Source organism: Sulfitobacter sp. 1A15106, from assembly GCF_043556995.1.
In the GTDB taxonomy this organism is placed as follows: domain Bacteria; phylum Pseudomonadota; class Alphaproteobacteria; order Rhodobacterales; family Rhodobacteraceae; genus Sulfitobacter; species Sulfitobacter faviae.
Window position 1 is genome coordinate 1 of record NZ_JBIFFM010000017.1, and the last position, 21,894, is coordinate 21,894.

25 protein-coding genes are annotated in these 21,894 nt (G+C 61.8%); 2 read left to right on the plus strand and 23 right to left on the minus strand.

What is annotated here, in order from left to right:
• Positions 1-326 precede the first annotated feature (326 nt).
• The gene (locus ACGYKA_RS18715; RefSeq protein WP_141100289.1) at positions 327-440 is read right to left on the minus strand and encodes a hypothetical protein; all 114 of its coding nucleotides are present in this window, start codon (positions 438-440) and stop codon (positions 327-329) included.
• A 77-nt stretch (positions 441-517) separates the two neighbouring features.
• Between ACGYKA_RS18715 and ACGYKA_RS18720 the strand changes: the two genes are divergently transcribed.
• Positions 518-895 (plus strand): hypothetical protein, encoded by a 378-nt coding sequence (locus ACGYKA_RS18720; protein ID WP_110812048.1) that lies wholly within the window; start codon positions 518-520, stop codon positions 893-895.
• A 137-nt stretch (positions 896-1,032) separates the two neighbouring features.
• Here ACGYKA_RS18720 and ACGYKA_RS18725 read toward each other — a convergent pair whose 3' ends face one another.
• Together ACGYKA_RS18725 and ACGYKA_RS18730 are read right to left on the minus strand one after the other, a co-directional pair.
• Entirely contained in the window at positions 1,033-1,503 is a 471-nt protein-coding gene (locus ACGYKA_RS18725) for a hypothetical protein (protein WP_088664340.1), read from the minus strand.
• Positions 1,500-2,126 carry a TetR/AcrR family transcriptional regulator gene (locus tag ACGYKA_RS18730; RefSeq protein ID WP_065335121.1) on the minus strand — a complete coding sequence of 209 codons (627 nt, stop codon included), beginning with the start codon at positions 2,124-2,126 and terminating at the stop codon, positions 1,500-1,502. Before ACGYKA_RS18730 ends, ACGYKA_RS18725 begins: the two co-directional genes overlap by 4 nt.
• Before the next feature lie 123 nt (positions 2,127-2,249).
• On the opposite strand from ACGYKA_RS18730, the gene ACGYKA_RS18735 reads away from it, so the two are divergent.
• Positions 2,250-2,702 (plus strand): ion channel, encoded by a 453-nt coding sequence (locus ACGYKA_RS18735; RefSeq protein WP_227513932.1) that lies wholly within the window; start codon positions 2,250-2,252, stop codon positions 2,700-2,702.
• A gap of 28 nt (positions 2,703-2,730) precedes the next feature.
• Here the strand turns inward: ACGYKA_RS18735 and nhaA are convergent, their stop codons facing one another.
• The 20 genes from nhaA to ACGYKA_RS18835 all read right to left on the minus strand — a co-directional run bounded on the left by nhaA (position 2,731) and on the right by ACGYKA_RS18835 (position 21,803).
• Positions 2,731-3,864, minus strand: coding sequence for a Na+/H+ antiporter NhaA (gene nhaA, locus ACGYKA_RS18740; protein ID WP_227513937.1), 1,134 nt, complete (start codon positions 3,862-3,864; stop codon positions 2,731-2,733).
• Between the two features lie 5 nt (positions 3,865-3,869).
• Entirely contained in the window at positions 3,870-5,204 is a 1,335-nt protein-coding gene (locus ACGYKA_RS18745; RefSeq protein WP_088664342.1) for an APC family permease, read from the minus strand.
• Between the two features lie 24 nt (positions 5,205-5,228).
• Positions 5,229-6,281: an NAD-dependent epimerase/dehydratase family protein gene (locus ACGYKA_RS18750; RefSeq protein WP_065335119.1), complete on the minus strand. Its 1,053-nt coding sequence runs from the start codon at positions 6,279-6,281 to the stop codon at positions 5,229-5,231.
• A 180-nt stretch (positions 6,282-6,461) separates the two neighbouring features.
• Positions 6,462-7,112, minus strand: a complete 651-nt coding sequence (locus ACGYKA_RS18755) for an isoprenylcysteine carboxylmethyltransferase family protein (protein ID WP_017467753.1) — start codon at positions 7,110-7,112, stop codon at positions 6,462-6,464.
• Entirely contained in the window at positions 7,109-7,375 is a 267-nt protein-coding gene (locus ACGYKA_RS18760) for a DUF2933 domain-containing protein (protein ID WP_081749914.1), read from the minus strand. Before ACGYKA_RS18760 ends, ACGYKA_RS18755 begins: the two co-directional genes overlap by 4 nt.
• 107 nt (positions 7,376-7,482) lie before the next feature.
• A complete protein-coding gene (locus tag ACGYKA_RS18765; protein ID WP_065335117.1) occupies positions 7,483-9,963 on the minus strand; it encodes a xylulose 5-phosphate 3-epimerase in 2,481 nt (826 codons plus the stop codon).
• Between the two features lie 18 nt (positions 9,964-9,981).
• Complete coding sequence (locus tag ACGYKA_RS18770) at positions 9,982-10,884, minus strand: ribose-phosphate diphosphokinase (RefSeq protein WP_043847455.1); 903 nt, start codon at positions 10,882-10,884, stop codon at positions 9,982-9,984.
• Positions 10,881-12,389, minus strand: coding sequence for a thymidine phosphorylase family protein (locus ACGYKA_RS18775; RefSeq protein ID WP_348159419.1), 1,509 nt, complete (start codon positions 12,387-12,389; stop codon positions 10,881-10,883). The genes ACGYKA_RS18770 and ACGYKA_RS18775 overlap by 4 nt, the downstream gene beginning before the upstream one ends.
• Positions 12,386-13,768 carry an MBL fold metallo-hydrolase gene (locus ACGYKA_RS18780; RefSeq protein ID WP_394439587.1) on the minus strand — a complete coding sequence of 461 codons (1,383 nt, stop codon included), beginning with the start codon at positions 13,766-13,768 and terminating at the stop codon, positions 12,386-12,388. The genes ACGYKA_RS18775 and ACGYKA_RS18780 overlap by 4 nt, the downstream gene beginning before the upstream one ends.
• 2 nt (positions 13,769-13,770) lie before the next feature.
• Positions 13,771-14,130 (minus strand): DUF5676 family membrane protein, encoded by a 360-nt coding sequence (locus ACGYKA_RS18785; protein ID WP_043847459.1) that lies wholly within the window; start codon positions 14,128-14,130, stop codon positions 13,771-13,773.
• Positions 14,131-14,239: 109 nt separating this feature from the next.
• Entirely contained in the window at positions 14,240-14,404 is a 165-nt protein-coding gene (locus tag ACGYKA_RS18790; RefSeq protein ID WP_157835932.1) for a hypothetical protein, read from the minus strand.
• Between the two features lie 183 nt (positions 14,405-14,587).
• Positions 14,588-15,784 (minus strand): phosphatidylserine/phosphatidylglycerophosphate/cardiolipin synthase family protein, encoded by a 1,197-nt coding sequence (locus ACGYKA_RS18795; protein WP_221892721.1) that lies wholly within the window; start codon positions 15,782-15,784, stop codon positions 14,588-14,590.
• A gap of 124 nt (positions 15,785-15,908) precedes the next feature.
• Complete coding sequence (locus ACGYKA_RS18800) at positions 15,909-17,069, minus strand: NAD(P)/FAD-dependent oxidoreductase (protein WP_221892722.1); 1,161 nt, start codon at positions 17,067-17,069, stop codon at positions 15,909-15,911.
• 292 nt (positions 17,070-17,361) lie between these two features.
• Positions 17,362-18,057 carry a CBS domain-containing protein gene (locus tag ACGYKA_RS18805; protein WP_185805113.1) on the minus strand — a complete coding sequence of 232 codons (696 nt, stop codon included), beginning with the start codon at positions 18,055-18,057 and terminating at the stop codon, positions 17,362-17,364.
• A 39-nt stretch (positions 18,058-18,096) separates the two neighbouring features.
• Entirely contained in the window at positions 18,097-18,696 is a 600-nt protein-coding gene (gene petA / locus ACGYKA_RS18810; RefSeq protein WP_185805114.1) for a ubiquinol-cytochrome c reductase iron-sulfur subunit, read from the minus strand.
• Entirely contained in the window at positions 18,693-19,538 is an 846-nt protein-coding gene (fabI, locus tag ACGYKA_RS18815; protein ID WP_185805115.1) for an enoyl-ACP reductase FabI, read from the minus strand. Before fabI ends, petA begins: the two co-directional genes overlap by 4 nt.
• Positions 19,531-19,710 carry a hypothetical protein gene (locus ACGYKA_RS18820; protein ID WP_017469950.1) on the minus strand — a complete coding sequence of 60 codons (180 nt, stop codon included), beginning with the start codon at positions 19,708-19,710 and terminating at the stop codon, positions 19,531-19,533. Before ACGYKA_RS18820 ends, fabI begins: the two co-directional genes overlap by 8 nt.
• A gap of 6 nt (positions 19,711-19,716) precedes the next feature.
• The gene (locus ACGYKA_RS18825) at positions 19,717-19,926 is read right to left on the minus strand and encodes a DUF3141 domain-containing protein (RefSeq protein WP_249777945.1); all 210 of its coding nucleotides are present in this window, start codon (positions 19,924-19,926) and stop codon (positions 19,717-19,719) included.
• Complete coding sequence (locus tag ACGYKA_RS18830) at positions 19,919-21,481, minus strand: DUF3141 domain-containing protein (protein WP_249777946.1); 1,563 nt, start codon at positions 21,479-21,481, stop codon at positions 19,919-19,921. The genes ACGYKA_RS18825 and ACGYKA_RS18830 overlap by 8 nt, the downstream gene beginning before the upstream one ends.
• Positions 21,474-21,803 carry a hypothetical protein gene (locus ACGYKA_RS18835; RefSeq protein WP_185805116.1) on the minus strand — a complete coding sequence of 110 codons (330 nt, stop codon included), beginning with the start codon at positions 21,801-21,803 and terminating at the stop codon, positions 21,474-21,476. Before ACGYKA_RS18835 ends, ACGYKA_RS18830 begins: the two co-directional genes overlap by 8 nt.
• Positions 21,804-21,894: the final 91 nt, after the last annotated feature.

The following is a 21,894-nucleotide window of genomic DNA, read 5'->3' on the forward strand; positions in this document are numbered from 1 at the left end:
CTAATCCTCGCTACCGTATGCAAGGAGAGTGACACTTCTGCTTTGCCGATGGGTGACATTACTGCTTTGCGGCTACAGTATAAATACGCATAATGAAGTTTATGTTAAAATGCCTGATCAAAACATCTGCACACAATTTGCTCAGCCGCATCTTCTAAACAGCAGAAGCGTAGAGAAAATCGGTCCGATCCTCCATTTTCGAATAGACGCGGCGATCATCCGTAATTCCAACGGATCGCGAGGTTTCGCGATTACCCCAAAGAGATTTTGCAGATCCAGTCGAGAATTTTATCCAGCACCGAGATGCGCGAAAATATTGCCTTTGGTCATGGGCATTTCGTCTCTTTCAGGTTCATCCGGTCCGCGCGCACATACCGGAAATCACAATACCTGCCGCCAGAGACGAGCGTTTGAGAGCGTTCCAGTTGCCCTCCCCACATCTCCGCCAGCGGATAGTCCAGATTACAGGCATCCCTTGGCAAAAGTCACGGGCGTCCTCCGGCGAGAGCAGCTTGTGATGCAGCTCCTGGTAGGGACACCGCGTCACCAGGAAAACCCCTCCACGATCGCTGTCGATCCAACGCTTGCAATAGGACTTCGGGCCGAAGGGAAAGATGTCCATAATCAGATGCGTGTCGCGTTCGAGACGCTTTGCCGGGTCGCGGGTCGTCAGGCGCACAACCGCGTCCGGAACGGCCATGAACCTGCGGTAAATGATCCATGCCGCATCGCCGACCAGTTCGATGGCATAGGCACGCTCGACGCCGCGGTCGATGGCGGACTGGATCGCAGAGATGATCAGCGCGCCGTTCAAAAGCCAGAGCCGCGCACCGGCGCTGCGTTCGTGCGGGATTTCGGCTGCGTGCTTCTCGAAACGGGTCCATGTATCCGTTAGGAGCGCGTGGATCTCCGCCCGGGTGAAACGGCCCTTCGCCATCTCGCCGCGCACCCGGTTGCGGCCCAGAATGGCCCGCATCGCCGCCGCGCGCACGACCGGGCGGAACAGGACGCGGAACAGGCGCTGTCCGTGGGTCATTTCAGCCAGTCAGGCCCGAAGGCCCTGCCCCGATCCGTAAATGTCATCCAGCCAAGGACGGCGCCGCCCAGTGCGGACATGACGATGCCATTGAGCATGAACAGAAGGCCCGCACCCTGGGCACCGAAATAACCGAAGGTCATATCGAGCCTGAGACAAAGGGTATTGCAAAACAGCCCCAGCATCACCGTTGACAGCAGCGCAGTCAGGCCCACGGCACGCCAGCCGTCCACTCGGCCCAGCAAACCCAGCACCAAGACCGCACCGAATGCACCGCCCATTCCAACGCCGCAATAGACCAGGGTCCACATGGTCTTGTTGAACCAGCTGCCCTTGGGGAAAAGGTAGAACCCCCAGACGAGGAGGATCACAGCCTCGCCAAGGATCGAGAAAAGGAGCGCCAGTTTCAGGGGGCGGGCAGCACCAGTCCCGCCCGCGGTGAATGCGTGTTCGGTCGCGGAAGTCATTCCCGCTCTCCTTTTTGTTCGGTCAGGTCGCGCAAAAGGCCAACGATCCGGGCTGCGGCCTCTGCGACTCGTGTTTCGGACATCTCGCTCCATGTTGCGGCAAACCAGCGGTCGCCGCCCTCGAGCATCCCGAAGGTGGCATCCATCAATAGGTCCTGCGGCAGGTCGGTGCGCACCGCGCCAAGCGCCTGGCCCTGAAGGATCAGCGCTTCCAGCCATTGACGCATCTGCCCCGCCAGTAATTCAAGTGCGGGATGCGCCGTGCCGTCGGCGCGCGCCTGGATCGCGCTCCAATTCAGGGCCGCCAGGACGGGATCGGTCAACTGGCGTTGCAAAAAGGCGCGATACATCGCCTCCCACATCGCCCAATAGTCCGAGGCGGTCGCGGGCGGCGCGCCGGGAACCATGGCTGCCAGCAGGTCGTCAAGCGCCCGTTGCGTCACGGCGGCATAGAGATCGTCCTTGCCTTCGAAATAATGATAGAAAGACGATTTGCTCATCCCCGCAGCGGTGATGACACGGTTTATCGAGGCGCCGGACAGGCCATAAGTCGCGATCTCTGCCGCCGCAGCATCGAGGATTGCCGCCTGTCTCTCGGGCGTGACATTCTGGAAGCGCTTCATGGGAGCCATGGCAAAAGTTGTACTATGGGTTGGACCCGGAGTCCAATCAAACGTATGGTAGCTTTACTTGAGGCATTGGATCACGGCGCTTTCTTGCGTAAAGATCGTTAGAGGGATCATAAGTTGTTAGTTTCGATAGCCATATCCGTCGCACTCTTCGTCGCCACAGCCTATCTGCATCTGATGTCCCTGCGCTTCTGCTCAGGCCGCATGGCATCGGTTCCAATGCGGCCGCATACGCGCGTGCTTTCCATCGTGAGTCTGTTGTTTGTCACCCATCTGTTCCAGATCGGGCTCTTTGCGGGCGGCTTCTGGATTGCGGGGGCGTGGTTCGGGATCGGTGGCTTTGAGGGGTCCGACATGGCACACCCGCTCGACTACCTATATTTCTCGGCCGTCATGTACACATCGCTCGGGATCGGAGATATCGTCCCGACCGGTCATCTGAGATTTCTCGCCGGTGTCGAGGCACTGAACGGGCTTTTGATGATCGCCTGGTCTGCGTCCTTCCTGTTTGCAACAATGAACCGTCTGTGGGACTGGGAGCCTTGCCTCGAGCCCAAAGATGAGGAGTGAGGCATCCGTTGTTAGAGGGCTCAACCGATCAGCGGCTCTTGAACGCAATGAGGCCGAGCAAAGCGGCGACAGCTGAACTGCCCACAACGGCGAGTTTTGCCGTTGCGGCGATCGGGGTTGCGTCGAAAGCCGCGCCGATGATGAACAGGCTCATGGTGAAGCCGACACCGGACAGCAGTGCGACCCCAATGACGTCCCGCATCGAGGTGCCGGGCGGGAGTGTTCCGATGCCGAGGCGAAGCGCCAGGAGTGTTCCGGCGAGAAGTCCCAAAGGCTTTCCGACAATCAGCGCCATCGCAATACCGATGGCCACGGACCATGCCTGTGGATCGGCGGGAAAAAAATCCAGCATAACGCCGCCGTTGAAGAAGGTGAAGATCGGCACGACAAAGAACAGAGCAAATGGCGAAACGCGCCGCTCAGCGCGCGCTGTCGCTCTTGGCGGAAACGACGACAGCGGCAGAGAAAACCCGACAATTGCCCCTGCAATCGCTCCTTCGAGACCGGTCAGTATAAGTCCTGCCCAGAGAACGCAGCCGAAGGCGAGGTAAGGCACGAGCGATGCCCTTCGGGTTCGATTGAGTAGAAATAGACCTGCCAAGCCGCCAACCACCATCCAAAGCGGCCAAAGCTGATCGAACGATCCGTAGAACAATGCGATGACAATTACTGCGCCGAGGTCGTCGAAAATCGCGGCGGCCGTTGCAAAGGCGATGATCGCAGGACCAAGCTGACCCGAAAACAGCGAAAGGACGCCAAGGACCAAGACGATGTCTGTCGCAATGGGGATCGCCCACCCACGAAGGGCGACAGTATCTCCGAAATTGACTCCAAGATATATGGCTGCCGGCACGATCATGCCCCCAAGCGCCGCACTTGCCGGAAGCATGGCCGCACTGGGTTCGGACAGCGCCCCACGGGTCAGCTCGTGATTTGTGTGGATGCCAATCAGAAAGAAGAAGACCGTCAGAAGGCCCTGATTGATCCACTCGATCAGAGGGGCTTCGATTGCCCAGGTGCCCGCCCCAACCCGCAGAGGCAGGTGATGCACAATCGCATAGATGTCCGCCAGCGGCGAGTTCGCGGCCACCATACCCAGAGCAAGACCGACGAGCATGGCGAACCCCGCGCGCCGCCCGTCGCGGACCGATTGCGTGGCCACATCCGTCAACTGTGGGCGGGCTCATCTTGCGGCGCCAGCCAGCGCGACAGATAGGCGCGTTCGAACAGAAAGACTCCCGCGATCGTAACGGCCGCATAGGCGACGATGGCCGGATCGCTCTGCAGCTTCATGGCCGTGAACGCGACCAGAACGATCGCATCAAACCCGAGTGCTGCAAGAATGACGACACCCGAGGCGCCGATCTCTGCCCTGCGGTAGCGCCAGACACCCCAATGCACAGCCATATCCATTGTCAGGTAGAAGAACGCACCCAGCGACGCGATGCGGCTCAGATCGAAAAACACGGCAAGAAAGGATGCGATGACCACCGTGTAGACCAGCGTATGCCGCTGGATCGGACCGGACATGCCGAAATGGCTGTGCGGGATCATCTTCATGTCCGTCAGCATCGCCAGCATCCGCGAGACGGCAAACACACTTGCCAGCACGGCCGAAGCTGTCGCCACCACGGCCAACAGGACCGTCAGCAGGAAGCCGACCTGTCCCAATGCCGGTTCCGCCGCCTCGGCCAGCGAATAGTCCTTGGCGGAGATGATCTGATCGATGGTCAGGCTGGAGCCGACACCGAAGGCCACAAGCAGATAGACAACGACACACAGCGCAATCGAAATGATGATTGCGCGCCCCACATTGCGGTTGGGATCGGTGATCTCAGCCCCGCTGTTGGTGATCGTCGTGAACCCCTTGAACGCAAGAATGGCAAGCGCGACCGAGGCGACGAAACCCATCGCGCCAAAGTCGCCAGCGTCTTGCGTCGCGGCGGCAAAGCCAAACCCGCTCGACCACAGGGCAGCGATCCCGAAGAGCGCGATGCCACCGATCTTGATCGCGGCCATGACCATCGAGAACAGCCCGATCGATCGGTTGCCCGCGATATTCACAAGAAAGGCAAACAGGATCACCCCGACCGCGAGGATGGGCACCAGAGGTCCGCCCTCGATATCGAAGGGACGCAAGAGATATGTGGCAAAGGTCCGTGCGACGAGGCTTTCCGCGATCACCATGCTGAGCGCCATCAGCAGCGCCGCCCCAGCCGCAATCCCTCCCGGCCCGTAGCATTTTTGCAGGATCATCCCGATCCCCCCTGCCGAAGGCCAGGCGTTGGACATCTTGATGTAGCTGTAGGAACTGAACCCGGTCACGATCGCACCGATGATGAACGCAATGGGAAAGAGCGGCCCGGCCAGTTCGGCAATCTGCCCTGTCAGGGCAAAGATCCCTGCCCCGATCATCACGCCCGTGCCCATGGCAACCGCGCCGCCCAAAGTGATGGAGTTCTTCTTGTAGCCGTCGCCGCCGTGGCCGTGCTCGTGATTCATGATTTGCCCCGTCTTTCCTGTTTCTTAGTTTGGCCTTTGCCAAGCGTTCGTGTGTATGGCCGCTCCGCCTGCCAAGTGGCGACGCAGACCGCTCAGCGCCTGCTCCAGATCAAGGTGGTCAACAATCGAATTGGCCCCTGCCTGTCGCGCATCGCCGAACCGCATTGCATCAAGTGTCACCAATATCATCGCAGCCGTCAAATCAGCCTGATCGCCACCTTCGAACAGGTTCGCGGCAATCTCTTTGCCGTCGCGATCGAACGCAACCGCCGCGATCCGTGTTCTTAATTGCCCGAATTGCGGCAGCCACTCTGAAAGCTTTGTCAATCGCCGGGAATGCTCTGACATCCAGCGTCCGAGCCAAAGCCGTTGTGCCACTGCAAACAGGCGTGTGACAAATGGCGGATCGACGGCCAGGTAATGGTGAACACGGACTTCGCGTCCGCCAGGATGAATTCCCTCATCGGGAAACGCCACATCGAGCGCCAGTCTCGGCGCCTCGTTCTGTGCGAAACTAAACCACCAGGGGTGCGTGCCAGGAAATACAGACCGGCCCGTCACCGGGTCGTCATAAGGCTGTCCAAGCGTCCGAAAGAACCACTCAGACGCTGCCTTCCCGTAGTGACGGCCCATGCCAAGCTCGACTCCGATACGCAGCGTCTCTACCCGTTTGTCGCTTGCCAGAGCTGCCGCCATCAATGTGCTGAGACCCGGAGCAGTTCCAACACCCGTCACAAGACACCCGTTTGTCCCGTCCGCCGCCCGGATCAGGGCGTGGACATAGCTCGGCGTCGCCGATGTATCGAGCACCGTACCGCCTCTTGCGAGAATTTCAGCGACCAGCCCCGGCGGTGTCGCTTCGGTCAGATTTACGACCATGGCGTCGTCGGGAAGTGAATGGGCCGCGTCGGGGCGCGCCACGTCGAGGGCTGTGTAAACCACGTTTTCATGCGCCGTTTCAACCGCACGGTTTCGCCTGGAAACCGCCCAAACCTTCCATTCCTGATGGTCGGAAAGGAGGCGAACAAGCCGCGACCCGACATCACCGGATCCTCCGAGGATCACCAGATTGCTCACTCCGTTCACCCTCTTGGTCTCGGCGCTTCTAAATCGCAAATCCGTCTTGCATTTCCGATATCAAACTCAATCTTCGATCAATTCGCAGGCGAGCGCTCGATCGTCGGCAAAAACTGACGCCGCTCCGGTTTCCCGATAGCCAGCTTGCGCTCTGCAAAAAACGGAACAGAACGCTTGCGTTCATTGCGCGGCAACTTCCCGGAATCGAGGCAGAAACGCCGGAACATTCTCTGCATATCTCTCCCATGCCTCGCCAAACCGGGCCCGACTGTCGGCCTCCTCGCTCTTGGCAAGTCGCGCATACATCCAGACCAGAACCGGGAACATTGCAAGCGTGAGGATTGTCGGCCATTGCACGAGGAACCCTGCCATGATGAGAACGAACCCCACATATTGCGGATGCCGTATCCGGGCGTAGGGACCCGTGACCGCCAGTCGCCCGGCCCGCTGTGCTGCCCAGAGATGGTGCCAGGCCACCGAGATCAGCCAGAAGCCCCCACCGATGAATGCAAAGCTGAGGAAATGGAACGGCCCGAAATGCGGGTTCGCTTCCCAGCCGAACATCATTTCCAGAAGGTGCCCGCTGTCATGGGCGAACCAGTCAATCCCCGGCCAGTTGGATTGGAGCCAACCCGACAGGAAAAAGATCGTCAGCGGAAACCCGTACATCTCGACAAAAAGTGCCACGATGAAAGCACTGAATGCGCCGAAGCTGCGCCAGTCACGCGATGTCTGTGGCTTGAAGAAACTGAACGCGAACAGAATGAAGACCGCCGAATTGATGAACACGAGCAGCCAAAGCCCGTATGACGATCCCGGGTCGCTCGTCATTTGTCATCACCCGATCCGCGGCCGCCATGTCCGCCGTGGCCACCATGACCGCCATGCATGAAGAAATGCATGCCAACACAAAGCAGCAAAGGGAGCCAGATCAGCAACCCGCTGCCCAGAATGTGCACCCGATGCTCGTAACCCAGCAGTAGTCCACCAAGGATGAGCGCAAAGATCAGGTAGATGCCCGCGCGTGATTTCCAGAACGAGGGCGGCCTCGGCGGATTGTCATTATCCAAATGTTTTTCGTGATGTCTTGTCATAACACATTCCCGTAGTCAGTTGTGGATCGAGGGGACATGAAACCAGCCCCCACGCGTCGGAGCCATTCGCGCAGTTTCTGCAAGGTTATGGCCAGTCTTTTTTCGCGTCATACGTCATGTCCCTTGAAAAGAACTCCTGCGGGCGCGCGACGTCCCTGAACCGCATCGAATTCGGCTTCTGTCAGAAAATCAAGCGCCCGCCGCCCCGTGACATCCGCCGCAGCCGCAAGAACATGCGCCCAGGTTGATCGGTTGGCGAACAGCATTCCGTCTGCATCGAGTGTGCCACCGCGACCGCAGAACCCGAGGAATCTCGACTTCCGCGATCCGGTATCGAGGCGGCGGAGGAGACCGCCGAGCGGCTCCGGCCTGGTATGCGAGACAAAGACCCGGGCGCCTGCCGTTTCGGGAAAGAACATTTCGAGCGTCGCGTCGGAGGCGGTCATCTTCGCCTCATGATCGTCGCGGGGGCTGCGGAACCGTCCCGGCTCGACCATCACGATGACACGGTGCCGCACGCTCTTTTCTTTCAGGCGATCCGACGCCGTGAGAGTTTCGGCCAGTTGGTAGGCGCCGACGGCGACCAGGATCAATTCCGGGTCATCGCCACCGACATCGCGCAGGCAGACCGCGCCGTCGGCCAGCACCCGTTGTGCCAGTTCGGGAGATAGCACGTCTGGAACTTCGCGCTTGGGAACCACCATCGTCCAGATCGCCCCGTGTGATCGAAAGACATCCCGCAGGCATGCGACGGCACTGTTCCAGTCCACAGGAAACACGACGCGAGAGAGATCGGACATTTCCGCCCACATCGTTTCGGCGGCGGTCGTGTCCTGATGGGACAGCTCGTTCTTGCCATTTTCCCACGTATGCGAGGTGAGGACAACCGGCAGGCCAAGCCAATAGGGTTGGCGACCTGCGGCGATCAATTGCCGCGTGAAGATCAAATCCTGGCGCAAAGCGCCAAGCATTTTCGTGGCGAAGGCTTCGTAGGAGACTGCCAGATTGAGACCGCTCTTGTTTCCCAGAACGGCGCATATGACGGCTTCTTCGTTAAGGGCTGTTATCACGCCACCGGTCTCGGATTCCGGCATCCCGGGCTCGGGGGCGGTCACACGATGCTTCAGCAGATCTAGGGTCGCGTTCATCCTGTTGCTGCGCATTTCATCAGGGTTGCCGACGCGGGCGCGCAGGCCGGGATTGGCGAGGACAAGCGCTTCGAAGTATTGGTCGAGACCTTCCATCGGCGAGACGTTTCTGCGACCCTCAGAGGCGTGCCACGGCGGTTCGGGCAGGCTGGGCGTCACCGCCGGGCGCGAGATCAGGGGATGGGCCCGCTCCTTGGGACGTCCCGAGGCGTCATGGTTGTTGAGCGCAAGCACCGCATCCGACAGGTCTTTTGGCGGCACCCAGAGGTTCGCGGCACCTTCGTTGAAGTCACGGCGGGCGGCCGCGTCGGTTCGCGGATTGCCCTCGAGCGGCAGGTTATGCGCACGGTTCGTGCCGGCGCCGGGAAATCCGAAACCTTTGACCGTCTCCGCGATGCCGTAGTGTAGACGGATCGCAGGTGCTTCGTCCTTTTCCCGAACGGCCAGGGCTTCGGCGGCGAGACGTTCCTCGATCTCAAAGATCGCCCAAGCGAAGGCTGCCGGATCGCGCCCGTCCAGATCGATCGGATCGAAACCGTTCAGCCGCAGGTGCCGACGGAACCAGTCCACGCCGCCGGATTGCGCCATTGTCGTGCGCTGGTCGATCCGTCGACCGTTCGCGATCATGATCGGGGCGACCGGCCCGGTGTCTTTCGAACGCCACCAGCGCGGTGCCCAGTCGCTTCCGCGCTGTTCTTCGAAAGCACCGTCACTCATGAACGCCACAAGATGTTCACCGGGCTGAGGCATGTGCCCGTAGAGCAGTCCGGCAAAGCCGAGATAGCCGCCTTCGATGAGACCGCCGGCGGTATGCGCGTTCACATGGCTGCCGAGCGCAGATGCGGGGCGTCCCTCTGCGGTGATCTCGTAGGAATAGAAATCCCGAACGAAGCGCGTCAGGCCGGGATCGGAAAACGAGTATCGGTTCTCCTGTTCGGACGACATGTTGTTGACGATGAGGTTCACCGCGTCGATCGCGGCAACGCAATGCCCCTGTCCCATCAGCCAGGATCGTGTCATGCCGCCAAGCGCGTTTGCAGCCAGATAGCCGACATAGGCTGGAACCATGTTGAGCGACCCGCCGGTATGACCATCGGGACCGGCTTTGAAATCCTCGGCGTCAAGCGGTGTCCCGTCCGTGCGCACGTTTCGCGCATAGGTCATATGCACCACGAGCCACATTGCCGCCTTCGTGATGCGATCTGCTGCGGCGAGGATACGCCAGGCTTCGGCCCTGTCGCGCACTCGCCCGCGACGCTCGAGAATATCGACCATGTCGTGGACCCGCACCTGTGTCAGGTCGTCATGGGCCGCAAGACCCGCGCCAAGCACCCAATCCGCAAAGGCCGGTTCGTTGCCACGATAGAGAGCGGCCCGATCCCTTGTCCGCACTTGCCCGGCGGCCGGCGTCTCCAAGTGCCTGTTGTGGTTTTCGGACATCCTGATTTCCCTGCTTCTCTAGTCGATGCTTGTGCCCGCTCGCACCCCAAGCGACCCGAATGCTTCAGCCAGAACGTCGGCGATTCCGATCGCATTCGATGGATGCGGTATGGTGTCGGTGGTGATGATCCTTGCGGCACCGGCTGCCAGAATGTCATCATGTGCGGAACCGGCGAAAACCGCGTGGATCACGAGGCACACCGGCGCGCGGCTGCCCGCCGCAACGAGCCGTTCAATGGTGCGCACCAAGGTCCGTCCCGAAGAGGCGATATCGTCCAGGATCACGGGCGTGCCATCGCGCAACACGGCACTTTCCGGCACGCTGACCTCGACCTGACGGTCGCCGGTCCGGACCTTGCGCAGCACTTCATAGGGCCGTCCGGCCAGCCGGGCCACCTCGGCCACCCATTGCTGGCTTTCGCTATCGGGGCCCAAAAGAACAGCGTCGGGCAGGTTAGTCTTGATCCAGTTTGCAAGCAGTGGGGCGGAAACGGCGCGCACCGCTGGGATCGGGAAAACCTCCTCCAGCCGAGCGATCCGGTGCAGATGCGGATCGACCGTCACCAGCCAGTCGAAACTTTCACCCAGGAAGTGCGCGAAAAGCCGCGCGCTGACCGCCTGCCCAGCCTCGAAACGGCTGTCCTGCCGCATGTAACCGAGATAGGGTGCGATCAATCCGACGCGGCGCGCGCCCATCTCGCGGGCCGTCGCCGCGGCGAAGCGCAACGGCAGCGCATGATGGTCTGGATTGCGTAATGTCGCCAGGAGCGCCACGTCGGCCCCGTCCAGATCGCCCGGCAAGGTCATCAGGCTTTCGCCATCGGGGAAATGGTGCCAGTCGAGCGTGCGCAATTCCGCCCCCATCGCGAGTGCCAGAGTTTCGGTCAGTAGCTTCATTTCGGGAAACGGTATGAGGATCATGGGCCCTCCTCGGACAGCGTGAGAACCCCGGTTTGGGATTCGGCATAGGCCAGGGCATAGGCCAGTTCGCCCGCTGCCTCGGCATGGAGTTCATAGAGCGGCTGGCCCTCGTCCACCCGGTCGCCCAACCGCACCAGCAAGCGAATGCCTGCGCATTTCTGACGCGGCGCGCCTGCCAGCTTGGCGATGCGGGCGATCCGGCGGTTATCCACGGATGTCAAAAGGCCCGCGTGGGGGGCGTGTATCTCGATCCGCTGCGCCGCCGTTCCGGGTTCCCGGAACCCGCCCTGCGCCTCACAGATCGCCATGAACCTGGCCTCAGCCGCGCCGCTATCCAGCAGAGCCCGGGCCCGGTCTCGTCCCTGCCCCGCCACGCCGTCGGGAGCGAGGTCCAGAAGATGCCCGGCCAGATCCAGCGCCCTTTCGCGCAGGTCCGCAGGCGCATCGGGCGCGCGTCGCAGGACCGCCAGCACGTCGATGGCTTCCAGCGTCGGGCCGATGCCGCGCCCGACCGGAGCGATGCCGTCGCTGATATGCAGCGCCAGGTTCAGACCCAACGCATTGCTGACCGCTGACACACGGACGCCGAGTGCCTCGGCAGCCTTCTCAGAGCGCACCTTGGCCGTGGGTCCGACCGGCATGTCGATCAGGACATGCGTGGCACCCGCCGCGGCCTTCTTCGACAGTACGCTTGCCACCAACTGACCGGTCGAGTCGAAATCAAGCGGGCGTTCGACACGAATGAAATGATCGTCGGCGGGGCTGAGGGCGAGCCCGCCACCCCAGACGATGCACCCGCCTTCTGCTTCGACTACCCTGCGCAGCGCGGCGGCGTCGAGCGCAACGGGTGCCATGGCCTCCATCGTGTCGGCCGTCCCTGCCGGCGACGTGATCGCACGGCTGGACGTCTTGGGAATCAGGTGCCCCGCTGCGGCGATGATAGCAACCACGATCGGCGTCGTTCGATTGCCCGGCAAACCGCCGACGCAATGCTTGTCGAGAATGGTCCGCCCTCCCCAGTCGAGCGTCTGCCCGGCGCCCTGCATGGCGCGGGTCAGTGCCACGGTCTCGGGCTCATCCAGCCGCTCACCCGCACAGGCGGTGACGAAAGCGGCAAGCTCGAGATCGGACAGCCGGCTGTCGAGCGTGTCGCTCACGATTGCCGCGAACCCAGCCTGATCCAGCCTGTCGCCATAGGCTTTCGACCGGATCATCGACGCGGAAACGGGCGGTTCGGGATGAGAAAACGCTCCCTTGTCCCCTGCTCGCGCACCAAGCGCCGCCCAAGCCGAGGCGGACAGCGCCGCCTGATCCACGTCAAGCCACGCTCCGCGGCCAACGACATTCAGGGTTGCGATGATCCAACGGTCCTCCAGGTCGATCCGCACACGGGTCTGGGCCGCGAACCCCTCGGAGCGACAGATGTGGCAGTCTTCGTTCATATAGACGACCGGTTGCCGGTAGGTGTCGATCCCGGCGGGGACAAGAGCAAGCGTATCGGTCATCGCGGCCGGTCCAGATAGACGGATTCGAGGTGCTCCGGGACGCGCACGGATCGTCCAAGCTCGTGTTTGACGCGAAATCTCAGGGTGTCCGCAGCCGAAGGTTCCCCGTGGGTCAGATAGGTCATCGTGGGTGCGGGACCGGCGGACATCCAGCGCAGGATTTCGTCGGCATCGGCATGCCCGGAAAAGGACTGGAGCTGAACCACTTCGGCCTCGATCGGGAACTCTCGTCCGAACATGCGCAAGGTTCGCGCGCCATCGGCCAGCACCGCGCCACGTGTTCCGCCGGCCTGAAAGCCGGACAGCAGGATCGTGTTCCGCCTGTCGCCGCCAAAGCTTGCCAGATGGTGCAGGATGCGCCCGCCGGTCAGCATTCCGCTGCCGGAGACGATGATCATCGGGCCCTGGCGCGTGTTCAGATCCTTCGATTGCTCGACCGTGTTGACGCGCTTGGCAATCTCGAACATCGCGACGCAGTCTTCGCGGCTGACGTGATGCTCTGCGTGGTGGCGGTGATAGATATCGGTCGCATCCACGGCCATCGGGCTGTTGAGGAACACCGGTACATAGGGAATGTCCCCCCGCGCCATGAGCCGCGCGATATGCAGCATCACCCCCTGCGCCCGTCCGACCGCAAATGACGGGATCAGTACCGTGCCGCCACGGGCAAACGTGCGCTTCAGGACTGGGGCCAGTTCGGCCTCGGGGTCGGTATCGGGATGGGAGCGATTGCCGTAGGTGGATTCGCAGACCAGCACATCGGCTCCACCGAACGGTTTCGGCGGCCGCATCAGCGGATCGGGATCATGGCCCAGATCGCCGCTGAAATGGACGACCCTGTCGCCGATCTCGAAACGGATCTGGGCGGCGCCCAGAAGGTGCCCGGCCGGGATGAAACGGGCGGCGACCCCGTCGCCGAGGTCGATCCTCTGATCGAAGCCATGCGGCCGAAGGCGTTCCAGCGCCGCCTCTGCATCCTTGAGCGTATAGAGCGGTTTGGGGTTCTTGTGTTTGGAAAACCCCCTCCGGGCGGCAAAGCGCGCCTCTTCTTCCTGAATGTGTCCGCTGTCGGGCAGGATAAGCCCGCAAAGGTCTGCTGTCGCCTCGGTGCAGTGGACCCGGCCGCCGAACCCCGCCCGGATCAGCGCCGGCAGGTATCCCGAATGGTCGAGATGTGCATGTGTGAGCAGCACAGTGTCGATCGTGTTCGGACGCACGGGAAACGTTTTGCGGTTGCGTTCTCGCAGGTTCTTGAACCCCTGGAACAGGCCGCAATCCACGAGAATGCGCCGTCCCATGGCCTCGATCAGATAACGCGATCCCGTCACGGTCCCGGCGGCACCCAGAAAGCGTAGTTTCGGACGTGTGATTTGTGTCATGCCTAAGTCTCCCTATTCGCGATGGCGTTGAAGAGCCCGCCGAAGATCAACGCGGCATACCAGCCATAGAGAAAGCTCTCGACCAGACCGACGATGAAGCCAAGCGGTGTCAGCCAGACGAACCCTGGCAGCAGGCCGGACCAGGTCTGGTACATCGCATAGCCGGGAAAGATCAGATCGAACGCGATGCAGACCAGATAGGTCACCGCCAGAAACAGGCTCAGCGCCCAGCCCAGCGGCACAAGTGGCAGGCGCGCGCGCCCCGTCGCGGTATCCGCGCCCATGACACATGCCCCGCACGTCATGCGCAGGGCCAGGAAAAGGATCGCCGCGACTGCGGTGAAATAGATGATAGGCATCATGGCTTGTTCCCTCCTCGCCGCCGGTGGGACCGGTCCGCAAGAGCCTTGCTATCCGGCGCCGCCGTGCCGTGGCTCGCGCGGGACGCAGATCCCGCGCGGGGGTGTCGTGTCAGTGGCCGCAGCAGCAGCCGGATTTGGCCGGCGTCTCCTTGGCGGATTCCGTGACGCGCGGCTCGGGCTTGGCTTGGCCCTGCGCGTCGGATTTGCCGCCGCAACATCCGGTCGATTTCTCGGCGGCGCTGGCTTGCTTCGGGGTATTGGAAAGACTGTCCATCTGGACCTCCTCTTGTTGCCTTCGTTCTATAGACGCGGCTCGACGGACAGCATTACAGGAATTCGGACATTGGCGCGTTTGCAGTGTGAGGATGCGGGCGGTCTCGCAGGCCGGAGGCAGTCGTTTGGCAGCTCCGACCGGGACGCCCGATCCGGGCTGGCATGGGTCGAGCGGTTCTGACAGCTACAGCAGTCGTCGCGCGGCCCAGCCAATCGCCTCCAGGCCACGCGCGCGCAAGCCGCGGCGGTGCCACGCCGGCTGGGTGATTTCAGCGGCCTCTGCGAGGTCGCCCAGATACTGCGCCTGCAGTTGCTCGGCCAGGGTCCGATCCCGAGCGATCAACACGAGCTCCTGGTTGATGAACAGGCTTCGGTAGTCGAGGTTTGCCGAGCCCACGATCGACCAAGCCGCGTCGATGACCGAAGTCTTGGCATGCAGTTGGCGCGGCAGGTATTCATAGACCCTCACGCCCGCCGACAGAAGGTGCGCATATGCAGCCCGAGTCGCCCAGCCGGCGACCGGCGGATCGCTCCGGCGGGGGACCAGCAAACGTGCGTCCACGCCGCGCCGGGCGGCGGCCTGAAGCGCGCGGTCGACCACGGTTCCAGGACTGAAATATGGTGAGGTCAGATAAACGTGGGTTTGCGCCATTTCGATCAGCCCCGCATGCAGACAGGCAAGCCGCTTGCGGCACAGGCGCGAGTAGCTCGGCACCAGCAACCCCTCGATCCCCTTGGTATCATCGGGAATCGCGCTGGCCGGAAGCTGGCCAGCGTCAAGCCAGAGTCGCTCGAAATGCCTGACAGCGAGCTCCACCAGCGGGCCCGCGACGCGCACATGGGTGTCTCGCTGACGGGTCTCGCCGTGAAGTCGGCGCGAGTTCAGTCGGCGTATGTTGAAACCGCCCAGGAATGCTTCCCGGCCATCGACGACCAGAAGCTTGCGGTGGTTGCGTTGCAGATATCTCAGCGGGTGCAGCAGGCTGAAGGGGCGAAACCAGCGGAACCGGACCCCGGCCTGTTTCAATTCGTGTCGCAGCCTGCGAAAGTTTCTCTGGCCGGCACCGAAGGCGTCGAGGTGCAGCCGCACGTCAAGGCCGGCGCGCGCTTTTTCCGCGAGCGCGGCCACGAAACGCGCGCCGACCTCGTCGGCCGCAAAGATATAGGACTCCATGCGGATATCGCGCGTCGCGCGCTCAATCGCGGCGATCATCTCGTCGAAAAGCACATCGCCTTCGACGAAAAGCCGGAACGTGCCCTCGCCCTCGCCGAGGTCCAGCACACACATCGCAGCGCGCGCATGTTTGCTCGACCGCGAGACGCCCGTTGCTTTGCGGCTGATACCGTCCGCCCGAATAAAATTTCTGTCAAAGACGCGCATGGTTCCCGCTTAGCGCATCGTGAATCTGGCAGCAACGTCAGGGTCGTCGACTGGTGCGCCGCTTCCTGATATGATGGCGCGAGAACCTGCTTTGATCTCGATGGTGGCGCGATGGCCAGGGCGGTCAGACACCGGACGGATCATGGAGACCGTGCTGGCACCAGACGCAATCGCAAACGACATGGTCGCAACTGCGGTCTTTGAGAGGTTCGCGATAGCGAAACCGGGCGAGCGGCAGCACGAGGCGCTTGGTAAACGACAGCCGATAGGCCGTCGCCAATACCGAGCGGGTGTCGTTGGCACCGAGTTTTCCGATCAGATAATCCAATCCGCGCGCGCCGGTCCGGTTGAACATGAACCGGTTGACCACGCCGGCACTCAGGCCCGGCTGCAAACTCTGCCGCCAGGCCCTGGAGTAGTCGGTGCCGCGTACCAGGCTCTCTGCCGCCAGTTGGCCCGTTCGCATCGCATAGCGCAACCCGAATCCTGCCAGCGCGTCCTGAAAACCCGCGTGCTCGCCGATCACCGGGTTTCCGCCCTGCATCGCTGTGCGTGGCAATCTGACATTCCCGAAACCGCCGAAGCCGCGCGCATTCTGCATTTGCAGCCCGGCGTGACGTTCGAAATACGACACCGTCGCTGCAAGATAGTGCGCCTGATCGCGAAAGCCCGTGAAGATGCAACTTGCCACCGTTCCGCGTCCTTCGTTCACGAGCAGATAGGCGTAGCCCTTCGGGGCAAGTTCCGGCCCAAACGCAAGCCAGGCACCATCGGGCATGGCCGTGTCAAAGACGTAGCCGACCGCGATGATATCAGCACGGCGCGGTCCGCCTGCCAGTATCATGTTCCCCGACGTGGCCGTGACCCGATCGTTGAACCGCACCTCGACACCGGCCGCCTGGGCCTGAGCCAGCAGGGCGCGGTCCAGCGACCCCGGCGCGCTGCCTCGCCGCAAGAGATAGAAGAGAGGCTTTGCTCCGTGCACCCGGTGGGTCCGTGCGCGGCTGTCGAAGACGACGCCTTCGGTAAGGCCGCTATGATCGAAATCGGCCTCTATTCCGGCCTCGGCGAGTTCGTCCAGAACGTCCTGCGCGTCGGTCCAGTTCTCCAGACCCTGAAAATCGTCATGGAAACGGTGACCGACATCCTTGTGCCATTCACGCACCGTGACCCGGCGGTTGGCCTTGGCCAGAACTATCGCGCAGACGAGGCCCGCGGGCCCGGCTCCAACAATTTCAATCTGGTCATCGCTGGCGGCGGAATGGTCGGGCACAGGTGCCATCATCCCGCCGCTTTCCGGCGCCCGGTACCCTCGTGCATTCTGGAGTCCAGAGTGCAACCGCAGGATCCACCGACCGGTACCATGCGGCAGAGGACAAGCCTGTCAACCAGTTTATGCGACGATGCCAGGCATCCTTCCTCTGCCGAACCTTGTGTAAACGCCTGCGGGGTCTGATCCCCCCGCAGGCCATTTCTCCATGATCTTCTGCACCACATCAGGGCCTTTCGAACATGCAGGAAACTTTTCCGGCCTGCAGGCCATGCAAATGGTGCGGAGCCTTGGCCGACAGTATTGATCATATGCCGTAGGCCCAAGCCGGAAGTCGGCCCATATGGATGTCGACGCTGCGGACACCAGACACGTTTTCCACCGCGACGCGAATGGCGTTCTCTTCGAAATCGCTGTCGGCAACGCCCCAGACCGCCACATTGCCGTTATCAACTGTGTAGTTAACCAGATTGACCGCTGCACCGGGCACCTCTTTGAGCGCCTCGTCAATCTTGGCGCGCAGCACACGATCATCGTTTGAGGGCTTGGAAAGTGCCCCGTCCGGAATTGCCGACAAGGCATGTAGCAAGTTTGCCCGACTGACGATTCCGACCACGCGCCCCGCACGCAGCACCGGCACCCGTTTGATCCGGTGCTTTTCCAGAAGACGCGCGATCTCGGCGACCGCCGTGTCCTCCTCGACCGAAACGACATCGCGGGTCATCACGTCAGTAACATGGTGGCTGTTGAGCTTGACAAAGTCGTGGGCGGAATCGCCCGACCCGCCCAGCAGTTCGAGCCACCAGGATCGGCGTGGGCCGTCGGTGTCGCGGACGCGCCGCATCAGGTCTCCTTCGCTGACCACTCCCTTGAGGGCGCCGTCCGCGTCTACGACGGGTAGCGCGCTGACGTGATGGTCGAGCATCAGTCGCACGGCGTCCTCGATTTTTCCGTCCTGCGGGACGGAGATCACGGACGTCGTCATAATATCCTTGGTTTGCATGTCGTTGCCTCCTTCGCAAGTAATGGGTCGATGCACCGATCAGGTGCCGATCACCAGTTGCAGGTCATCGCCCAAATCATAGGGTGGGATGTCAAGGTTGCGTGGTGCTGGTCCTTTCCGTATCCGCCCCGACGTGTCGTAATGCGATCCGTGACATGGGCAGAACCAGCCGCCGAATTCTCCGACTGCGGATCCGTCCTGACCCAGCGGTATACAGCCGAGATGGGTGCAGACACCGATAACGATCAGCCACTCACCAGCTTCGTCCGCCGTTCGGTTCTCGTCTCGCGCGGGAACGTCGCCACTCAGGTTCGGGTTCTCGCGCGCACTGTCGACAGTGTCGACAAGATCGTCGAGTTCGACCGCGCGCGCCGCCTCGATAGCCGCAACAGACCGGCGCCAGACGAAGACCGGGCGCCCCCGCCACTTGACGGTAATGCGCTGGCCCGGTTCGACGCCGGACAGATCGACCCTGACCGTACCGGAGGCGGTCACGTCGGCTGAGGGGTTCATCGAGTCAATCAACGGCCAGACCGCAGCCCCGACGGCAACTGCGCCTGTGGATGCCGTTGCATAATAGAGAAAATCGCGGCGTTCCTTTGCGGTTGCAGGAACAGGGTCGTCTTCGGCATGGGTCATTGTGAATCCTCCCGATTGGCGTTCATCTCGGATGCGACAACAGGGCTTTCGATGTGAACACCCGCGTCTACATGCAATACTTCGCCGGTGATGCCGCTGGTATAATCGCTGGCGAAAAGCAGCGCCGTGCGGCCCACCTCGTCGGCTTCTATGTTGCGCAGCAAGGGTGCTGCGCGCTTGGTCGCCTCTAGAAGGCCCGAAAAGCCGGTCAGCCCCGATGCCGCACGGGTCAGCACCGGACCCGCCGAAATAGCGTTGACACGGATGTTTGACGGCCCGAGTTCATGCGCGAGATAGCGCACCGTGGCTTCGAGCGCCGCCTTGACCGGCCCCATGACGTTGTAGTTTTCCACCACGCGTTCGCCGCCGAGATAACTCAGCGTGATCACGCTGCCACCATCGGTCATCAGCGGTTCGGAAAGATGCGCCATACGGATCAATGAATGAACCGAAACGGCCATCGCTTCCGAGAACCCCGCGGCAGAGCAGTCTGTCAGACGACCGTGCAGGTCGGCGGGGGGCACACTGCCAATGGCATGAAGAATGAAATCCAGCTTTCCCCAGCGTTCTGCGATGGCATCGAAAACGGCATCGAGTTCCTGTGGCGCCTTCACATCGCAAGGCAGGACGATGGGCGCTTCAAGCCGCGCGGCCAACGGTGTCACGTGGGTCTTGGTGCGCTCATTAACATAAGTGATGGCCAGCTCGGCACCCGCCTGCCGGAAGTGCAGAGCGGCGGGCCACGCCAGACTGCGTTCATTCGCGATGCCGATGACCAAGCCCTTGCGACCGGACAGGTCCAAAAGCTCCACGGGATCGCAGCATTCGGGGAAGTCAGGCATCTTCCGATTGAACCCGGGTATCGGCGGAGGCGTCCGGCACCTTCTTCTGTGCAGTTTGACGCTTCGCGGTCTTGCCGTGCTTATGCCCGCCGTGTCCATGCCCGAAGAGATGCAATGCAGCCATCCCGCCGATCACGAGGACCAGAACCCAGTTTTCGATAATCCATTCCATGATCCTTCACTCCTTGTTTGGTATGGCGGTCGGTTGGCCCGCTTGTGTGGTGGTGGCGATGGGGAAACTGCCGTACATCGCGCCAAAGACATGTGTGAGCCATGCATCGCGCGCTTTGCGCAAGGCACCGAGGTTTTCGCCGGTACGCGCGAACAACGCGCGTTCGGCAAGGATGGCGGGATGGTCTTTCGGCAGAGGATCCCGCGTCTCACGCACGGAGTCGGCTTGTGGATTTCACCAGCGCCATCCAAGGGTTCACACGCTCGGAAAACATCGTTCTGGTCCATCGCATCGGATGCAGGGCGCGCAGCATCTCGGCACTGGCAGGGGACGTCGCGGCCTTGATCCAAGGGCTAACAAATGTCGAATAAGCCGCCTCGTTGATCCGTGACATCTGCGCGACCTGGGCCAGCGCTCCATGGTCTGACCCAAAACCGAGATCGTCGACGTCGCGCGGCTCGAAACGCACGTCGTAGTCGTCGGTCTTGCGCTTTGCGCCCCCGGAAGGATTATCGATGACCATCTCATAAAGCCCGGGCGCCAGCGCCTCGACCGCCTCCAGGCTTTCCAGGATCGCCCGATGCTGAAGCCGCGCGACGGACCCGGAGACGAAGATGCCCAGATGCCCGACAGTCTCGTGCGTCATGTAGACGATGCGCTGTCCGGCAGCCTTGAGCGCATCGGTGTCAGGATATAGCTTGGCAATCCCGCCCAACGCCTGCTGCGGCGGGGTGATGTTGTCGCCCTCCGAGGCAAAGACGATGATCGGGTTGCGGATCCGTTTCAGATCGATGGTACAATGCGCGTCCAGTTGCATCTCGCCCTGCTCCAGTCGATTGCCGATGAAAAGGTTCTGAGTGATGCCGAGAATTTCCTCGCGGCTCAGCGTATAGTAGCCATTCCACCAGCGTTCGAAGTCGAGGAACCGTTCACGTTCGGTATCGGCATGGGAAAAGAGGTTGGCGTATTTCTCCCAGATCGCCTTTTCAGGTTGCAGGGTCTCGAAGTTCTGCGCCAGCCACGCGCCGTCGAACCGCCCGTCGCCCAGATCGGCGATCATGTGCGCCGCCCAGGATCCGCCCGAGAGCGCGCCGAGCATCCGCATCGGGCTGGTGGCCGCGTCGCCCGACCAATAACTGAGCGGAGAGCCGTTCAACACGATGGGCCCGGTCAGACCGTCGCAATCGGCGGCCAGCAGGGCGGCGGCCCAACCGGCCTGACAATTGCCGTAGAGCACGGGTGCCGCGTTCGGGTGACGGCGGGCGACTTCGGTGACGAAGTCACGCAGTGCATAGTGTACGTCAGCCAGCGTCTGGCCGGGCATGGGTTCTGGAAAGAAGATCACGAAATAGACCGGATGGCCCTCGTGCATCGCCATGCCGACTTCGCTGTCATGCTTGAAGCCGCCGATACCCGGCCCATGTCCCGCGCGCGGATCAATGACGATGACCGGCGGCTTTGCCTCGTCCACGCAATCGTCCCAGCAATCTTCGCCTGCCCGCGTGATCCGGAGCAGTGCATAATTGGCGGGCCGTTCAAAAGTGCGGGCATCCAGCAGAAGCTCATAGTCGAAATCCAGAAGCGGCGGCATGCCCTGACGTTCATGTGCGATCATGTTGTCGGCGTGTTCGCGTAACGTGTCGAGGAACAGCACCCAGCGTTCAAAGGCGTCCTGAGCGTAGGGCACATTGGCACCAGCGGAGGGCCGTTTAGTCTCAGGTGCCGTAAGTTGCTCCGGCGTCACAGTCGCAAGGCGCAAGCTCTTATTCATTGTTGGCTTCCTTCTGTTCATAGATTTCTCTGGATGGCCGCCCTGCAAGAAGCGCAAGTGCGAGGTTCTTTGCGACATCCTCGCGCAGACCGGTCAACAGGTAGGCCGCATCACCGGGCTTGAGGCCCAGTGCGCGCGCCGCTAATTCCGGGGGTTGCTTCAAGATTTCCATGCGCTGGAACAACGCCAATGCCATCGGGGCGTCTGGATGCGCGGAGGCCTCTGCACAATTGCATATCATCCGCGACATGAACTCCGGAACGGCGGCATTCCGCGACGGTTCCGTTGCTCCCGAACGAAAATTCGTCGTCTCCCGTGGCATGATCCCAGTCCTCCTGCTGTGCTGGCCCAAGGCGTAGTCACAAAAGAAGACGTCGATTGGCGAAAAACGTTACAGAACCGACCGCGTTTCG